Here is a 7251-nt window from a genome sequence, read left to right on the forward strand (position 1 = left end):
GTTTTGCGAATCCTTTTTTTATTATATACTGTTTGTGAAGTTTATCCAGGAAATTCCCCTCCACCTTCGCTACCGCCTTCATTTCTTGGTGGTGCATTCTTTTCTCTTTCGTTTTTAGTTTTGTTGAAACGGTAAGTAAATGATAAGTTGAATTGACGCTTACGGAATTGCATTTCACTATACGATGTTTGATTTTCAAGATACGTATAAGATCTCATAACTCTTGTGTTGAAAATGTCACTGATATTGAAAGCAATTGTTCCTTTATCTTTCATGACATCTTTACTGAAAGAGGTATTCATGCCAAATTGATCTAAGCTTTTACCCTGTGCAGTTTTTTGACCGCCATTATAGGTAGCATTCAGCTGCCAGTCGATTTTGTATGGTAAAGTAAGTTTGGAGTTAATTCTTGCGAACCAATTATTAGCTTGGTTGTCAAGATTCTGAACTACAAGTACACCTTTGTTGTCTATATAACTGTGTTCTCCAGTTGTTTTTACATTATAAAAATTGAAATTACTGTTTAATTTCCATATTTTAAACGGGCTGTAATTTAAAGTAAACTCAAAACCGAATTTTTGTTCTTTTCCTAAGTTGATTGGTTGGCTTTTAATTACTGGAATACCATCAATTTCCTCCCCAGGCGCAGGAGTTACCACTTCACCATCAGGAGTTACTATGTCACCAGTAGGAGATCTTACAAAGCTGAAAACATCTTTAGTATCTTCAAAATATGCTGAAGTATTGAATGTTACTTTTTCCCATCGTTTGATATAACCAACATCAAATTTGTTTGTCAGAGCTGGATCTAAGTCTGGATTTCCTTGAAAAATATTAACGTTGCTCGAATAGTTAACCGCAGGGTTCATGAAACGGCCTCTTGGTCGGGACAGACGTTTGCTGTAACTTGTTGTGATGTTACTTTGGTCTGATATTTCATAGCTTACAAAAGCACTTGGGAACAAATTGTTGTACTTTTTGGTATTGTATTCATTAGTTTCTAATAAGTTTACTTCAATATTAGTGTCTTCCCAGCGCAATCCAAATAAATAAGAGAATTTATTTTTTTTGAAGCCATATGAACTATAAAGGGCATTAATATTTTCTTTATATTCTAAAGTATTAGATAAATTATCAATTTTTATACCTTGATCGTCAAGAACATAATATTCGTTGTTTAAATCACCAAAACTTCCTTTATATCCAGCTTCAAATTGGCTTCCTTCTCCAATTGGAAGAACATAATCTGCCTGTAATTGTGTTTGTTTTTGAACCTGATTATTTAAGGTGTTATTAAAATTGTTTGAACCAGTAATAAGACTGTTTTCATCATCTGTATTTCTTGAAATAGAACCGTCAACAGTAAGTTTATGACCTTTGTCGTTGAAGTTTTTAATTAAGTTTGAAGTGTATTCTACATTTTCACTTTCGTTTTCCCCAGTGCCTAAACGGTAAGTTGAACCAGTAAAATTATAAGCAGGATCATAGTTATTATAATTGATTAGGTCAGTATTTTTACCAGTATTCTTTTGGTAATTAATAGCATTTGTCCAAAAAGTATTTGGAGCAACTGTCCATTCTATACCAGCTCTTCCGTTGAAACCGTCTCTTACTCTCTCTGTCTCACGGTCTTCATATAAAAAGTTTTTAGTCGTACCGTCTACATTGAAATACTCAGAATTAGTTTTTCCAGCGCCTTCATTTGTTCTGTGGTTGTAACCAGCAGTTGTGAAGTAGTTTAATTTTTCTGTTTTGTAATTCAAATTGGCACTTAAACCGTAGGTTTCTGGAATACCTGTAGAAGCTATAACAGTTCCGTTGAAGCCTTGGTTTTTACCTTTTTTAAGGATAATATTAATTATTCCAGAACCACCTTCTGCATCATATCGTGCAGATGGATTAGTGATAACTTCAACTTTATCAATAGCATCAGCCGGAAGCTGTCGTAAGGTTTCTGCAATATTTACAGCATAGGATGGTCTTCCGTCAATTAAAATTCGGATATTATCACTTCCTCTTAAACTTACATTTCCTTCAGTATCAACAGATACAGAGGGTACGTTGTCTAAAACATCACTTACAGTTCCGCCTTTTACCATCATATCCTGACCAACGTTGTACACTTTTTTGTCAAGTTTGATTTCAACTGATGATTTTTCGGCGCGAATAACTACTTCGTTCAATTGTGAAGCATCTTCTTCGAGTCCAATGGTGCCTAATGATGTTTTTTCGGTTATGCTTTTTCCTTTTATTTCAATAGGCTTGAATGAAATAAATTCTATGGTTATATCATAGACTCCTGGAATAACATCAGCTTCGTATTCTCCTTTTGCGTTTGTTATTCCTCCAGAAATGGCTTTTGGATTTTTAGTGTTTTTTAATGCAATGGTAGCATATTCAAGGGGTTGTTTACTGTTTTTATCTACAATTTTTCCAGTCACTTTGATTTTGCTAATTGCAGGCGGCCCTTGCTGGGCAAAGTTGGACAGCCCAAAAAATAAAAATAAAAGAACTAGAGGGAGTTTGAATTTTTTCATTAGTAATAAATATGATTTCATCATTGGATGATAAAAACTAAAAAAGGTTTAATGTTGATTTTATTAAAATTATGTTAATGTCTATATGAACGGAATTACCTTTTCCAAATCCCGACCTATAATTGCTTTGTCTCCATTAACAACTATTGGTCGTTCAATAAGAATAGGATTTTCGACCATTGCTTGAATGATTTCATTATCAGTCAATATTTTTCCTTTGAAATGTTCTATCCAAACACTTTCTTTTTGACGAACTAATTCAATTGGTGCTAAATCTAGTTTTTGAAGCAATAAAGCCAACTCCACAGCCGTTGGTGGGGTGTTAAGATAATTGATGGTTTCAAATGTTACTTTTGATTCTTCCAAAACGAGTAAACAATTTCTTGATTTTCCACATCGATTATTATGGTAAATTTGTATCATTTTTTAAGTGAGATTTGTTTTGTAGTAAAATAAAAAAACTACTTTAGTTCGAGCAAAAATAAGATTTGAAATGCCATTTTAAGTGTAATTTATAGAAAAAATAACAAATGTTTATAGAACAAGGAATTGACAGAAATAATAAATTTTGGAAATATATCTTAGGCTCAATATTCATAATTGGAGCTTCTTTTGTAGGGCAGATGCCCATGTTGGTGTTAATATTGTTGCAAACTTTTTTTAAAGGGAAAAATTATCCAGCCAACGAGGAAGAATTAATGCATTTTTTTGAGCCCAATTTGAATTTGTTTTTGTTGCTCATTTCGTTTGTGTTTGCTTTAGTCGGAATTTATTTTGTGGTTCGCCTGTTGCACAAACAAAAGTTGCTTTCCATTGTTACTGCTAGGAAAAAAATGGATTGGAAAAGAGTGTTTTTCTCTTTTGTGATTTGGTCATTATTTACAATAGTTTCAACAGTAGTAACGTTTTATTTAAACCCAACTGATTTTAAAATTAATTTTCAACTTATTCCTTTTTTGATTTTGGTATTGATTGCCACTTTTTTGATACCTATTCAAACCAGTGTTGAAGAATTAGTTTTTCGCGGTTATTTGATGCAGGGTTTTGGTAATTTGTCGAGGAATAAATGGTTTCCATTATTGATGACTTCCAGTATTTTTGGATTAATGCATCTTTTTAATCCTGAAGTTACCAAGCTGGGAAATGTTATTATGGTTTATTATATAGGAACAGGATTATTACTAGGTATAATGACTTTAATGGATGATGGGTTGGAACTGGCCTTGGGTTTTCATGCTGCAAATAATTTAATTGGAGCATTATTGGTAACCACAGATTGGTCTGCTTTTCAAACGTATTCCATTTTTAAAGATGTGTCAGAACCTGAGGCAGGACTTGATATTATCTTCCCTGTTGTTGTTATTTATCCTCTACTTTTAGTTATATTTGGAATAAAATACAAATGGTTCAATTGGAAAGAAAAACTGACTGGATCAATTGTATAATTGTCTAAGATTAAATACAAAAAAATAACAATTATGAATTCAGTAACATACAAGAATGTGCACAATCTTTTTAAATTGAATGGATACCATTTAACCAAGGAGGATTTATGTAGAATTGCTTATAGTTTTATAAAAGAAGGAGCAGATTTTGAGCAGTCAGTCGGAGATTTTTTATTGGATTGGTTTGACGATAAATCGTATATTGATATGTACACTTCAGGTACGACAGGAAGTCCAAAAACCATTAGGATTGAGAAAGATGCCATGGTCAAATCAGCCATTGCAACTGGAGACTTTTTTGATCTTCAGCCAGGTAATAGAGTTTTGCATTGTTTGCCGGCAAATTATGTTGCGGGGAAAATGATGTTTGTTCGTTCTTTTATTTTAGGATTGGATATGGGTTTTGTAGCTCCAAGTTCAAATCCATTGGAACATATTGATTTAAAATATGATTTTGCAGCAATGGTGCCTCTTCAAGCTAAAAATTCAATTAAAAAATTGACGAATATTAAAAAAATTATAATCGGAGGAGTTAAAATTCATAAATCATTAGAACAGGAATTAGTAAAGCTGCCAATCGAAATTTATGAAACTTACGGTATGACTGAAACAATAACCCACATTGCTGCCAAAAAAGTTGGTGTGGAGGCTTTTACTACACTACCTCATGTGACCGTTTCTGTTAATGAAAATCAATGTTTGGAGATTTTAGCCAAAAATATTGGAAACGATAAGATTGTTACAAATGATATCGTAAAATTAGTTTCAGATACTCAATTTGTTTGGCTAGGACGTTTTGACAATGTTATTAATAGTGGTGGAATTAAAATCATGCCTGAGCAAGTAGAAAGTAAATTATCAACTCTAATTCCAAGACGTTATTTTGTAAATGGAGCACCAGATGATATCTTGGGAGAAAAAGTGGTTCTATATGTGGAAGGTGAAGCAATGGATATCGATCATTCGGTATTTGATGTTTTGGATAAATATGAAAAACCAAAAGAAGTCGTTTTTGTGCCTAAATTCAAAGAGACAGCTACTGGTAAAATAATGAGAGAGGAAAGCAAAAAATTGGCTGTCTAAATAGAGATTGTAGAGATTGGATAAAACAGCAAAGAGAGGATGGTTATTCCTCTCTTTGTTGTTTTATGTTGATTTTAGTTTGTATTATTTTTGCATTTTGAAAAAATAATCTGCTGAATTTTTTCCGCTACCATAGATCAGAAAAAAAAGGCATATTGCTAGAGCGAGTAATGCTAAAAGTAAATTTTGCTGATGCATCTGTCCCATAAAGTTGATGATTACGGCACTAATTAAGATAGGTAATTGTGCTGCGATGGCCCAACGGGTAAGCAAACCAAAGAAAATTAAAATCCCGCCTATTAAATGCGCTGGAGCTATATAATGAACCAAAAACATTCCGCCTCCAATATGGTCAATTGGCGATATTAAATCAACCAAATATTGAATGTTTGTAAAGAAATAGATTCCTTTCATAAATAAAAAAACACCAAGAGCCATTCTGAGTAAGTCAACTGGCAAATAAGTGTGTGCATTGGCCCACTTATTTAAGGTTTTTACATTGTTCATAATATCTTAGTTTTAAATTAGTTACACTAAGTTATTAATAATTAATGATATATGCGCATTTTTTTGGGAATTTAATTCGTGATATGATTATTTTAAGGATATATTTTTATCATTTTGGTTTTGGGTAGGAATTGTTGAGCTTTTTTTTATGTCTTCAAGAATCCAATCCAACTCTGGGTCTTTTCCATTGATATAATCGACGATGGTTGGTACAATCTCTTTATCAGGGAAAATGCCACGACCTTCGAGAGTCGTTTTATGAAATGGGGCAACCACCAGTAGACCTATTGTTATCTTTATGTCAGAGTTTGGCAGTTTAACAGTTGGCATTATTCCAGCAACAGTTCCATTGTATGCGCCACCTGTTTCTTCGCCTACGAAAGTGGCTCTTTTTGAACCTTTCAAATTTGATGAGATAATGCTTGAAGCTGAGAATGTGCCTCCGTTTATCATTACATATATTTTTCCTTTGAAAACATTTTTGTTTATTAGTTTTGGCTTAGAATAGGAATTAGAACAAAAAAAGTTTCCATTTTCATCTTTATGTGTTTTTAATAAAACAACAGAAGCGTAAAAAGGAGTCATAAAAATTTTTGCTACAAATGGTAATTTGTTGAAAGGTGTTTTCTCAACCAATGTGGTTTTTGAAACAACTTGAAAAGGATCTGCAAATACATATGTTGAGTCTGATAAATAACTGTAAAAATTTTCAATATCTTTTAATGAGCCTCCTGGGTTATTTCGCAAATCGATAATTAAAGTCTTTGTTTTATTCAATTGAATTTTATTGAAACTTTCTTCATAAAATCGAGAAGGTTTCCCCAATGAAAATTGTCTTATTTTAAGCAAGGCAATACTGCTGTCATTTTCTATGAATTTTAAATCCCTATTGTTCGTTTAGTAATTTCATTATAACCGTAAGTACTTTTGTCTCTTTTTAATTTTTTCTTTTGTTCTGAACTAAGTGTGATTACGGTCTCTTTGGTTTTGGTCTTATTAGCTTTTAATTGTTCAGGTTTTTTTCTCTTGATGCAAACTACATATAAAGAATCATTTTGCTTGAAGCTGTAATTAATGCTGTCTTGACTTCCATTTTCATTGATGTAAAAAGCCGGAAACATATACGACATACGTTTTCTTTTGAATGTATTGTTGTAGCCATCAGACGAAAATAAAGTGTAATATTCTGGTATTAATTCGCTTATTTTTTTATTATTAATAGCTACAACTTCTGCACCTGTTTTTATGGTTTTGTTGCTAGATTTATTCTTAATAACATACATCTTATTATCGATAATTTCAAATTCAAATTGTGAAAATGGTCCAGTACCTTTGTTTTTTAGCGTTTTTTGTTCTGCTTTGCTTAAGATTTTTACTGAAGGGGAAACGATCAAATGACCTTGACGAACAGAAGCAACCACAGGACTTAACTTTTTGTAAAATTCAAAGCTTGTCATTGGTTTGGTAATGGTGCTTTTTAAACTATCAAATTTGTAATCAAGTTCATTTTTTGATATATACCAATATAATTTAGGTTGAAAACGTTGCAAATTTTTATAAGTGAAATCCACATCATCTTTTAGTTTACTTTCGGAAATCAAGTCGTTTAAGTGAGCGTTATGCTCTTTGATAGAGGTGCATTGTAGAAATAGCAAGCTGAAAATTGTAAATAAAAGTAT

General features: G+C 32.2%; 6 protein-coding genes and 1 pseudogene. 2 read left to right on the top strand and 5 right to left on the bottom strand.

Features of this window, described 5'->3' with window-relative positions; translation table 11 throughout:
• Positions 1–41: 41 nt before the first annotated feature.
• Both B0E44_RS14380 and B0E44_RS14385 read right to left on the bottom strand, forming a co-directional pair.
• Positions 42–2537 carry a TonB-dependent receptor domain-containing protein gene (locus B0E44_RS14380; protein WP_077376636.1) on the bottom strand — a complete coding sequence of 832 codons (2496 nt, stop codon included), beginning with the start codon at positions 2535–2537 and terminating at the stop codon, positions 42–44.
• A gap of 81 nt (positions 2538–2618) precedes the next feature.
• Positions 2619–2960, bottom strand: coding sequence for an ArsC/Spx/MgsR family protein (locus B0E44_RS14385; protein ID WP_077376639.1), 342 nt, complete (start codon positions 2958–2960; stop codon positions 2619–2621).
• Between the two features lie 107 nt (positions 2961–3067).
• On the opposite strand from B0E44_RS14385, the gene B0E44_RS14390 reads away from it, so the two are divergent.
• Both B0E44_RS14390 and B0E44_RS14395 read left to right on the top strand, forming a co-directional pair.
• A complete protein-coding gene (locus tag B0E44_RS14390) occupies positions 3068–3982 on the top strand; it encodes a CPBP family intramembrane glutamic endopeptidase (RefSeq protein WP_077376642.1) in 915 nt (304 codons plus the stop codon).
• A 33-nt stretch (positions 3983–4015) separates the two neighbouring features.
• The gene (locus tag B0E44_RS14395; protein ID WP_077376645.1) at positions 4016–5065 is read left to right on the top strand and encodes an AMP-binding protein; all 1050 of its coding nucleotides are present in this window, start codon (positions 4016–4018) and stop codon (positions 5063–5065) included.
• 84 nt (positions 5066–5149) lie between these two features.
• Here B0E44_RS14395 and B0E44_RS14400 read toward each other — a convergent pair whose 3' ends face one another.
• The 3 genes and pseudogenes from B0E44_RS14400 to B0E44_RS19045 form a co-directional block, all read right to left on the bottom strand.
• A complete protein-coding gene (locus tag B0E44_RS14400; protein WP_077376648.1) occupies positions 5150–5572 on the bottom strand; it encodes a DoxX family protein in 423 nt (140 codons plus the stop codon).
• A gap of 87 nt (positions 5573–5659) precedes the next feature.
• Positions 5660–6421, bottom strand: coding sequence for a S41 family peptidase (locus tag B0E44_RS19040; RefSeq protein ID WP_371594761.1), 762 nt, complete (start codon positions 6419–6421; stop codon positions 5660–5662).
• A gap of 29 nt (positions 6422–6450) precedes the next feature.
• A pseudogene (locus B0E44_RS19045) lies at positions 6451–7251 on the bottom strand (peptidase S41); the annotation flags it as partial.

The organism is Flavobacterium sp. A45 (assembly GCF_002001005.1).
GTDB lineage: Bacteria > Bacteroidota > Bacteroidia > Flavobacteriales > Flavobacteriaceae > Flavobacterium.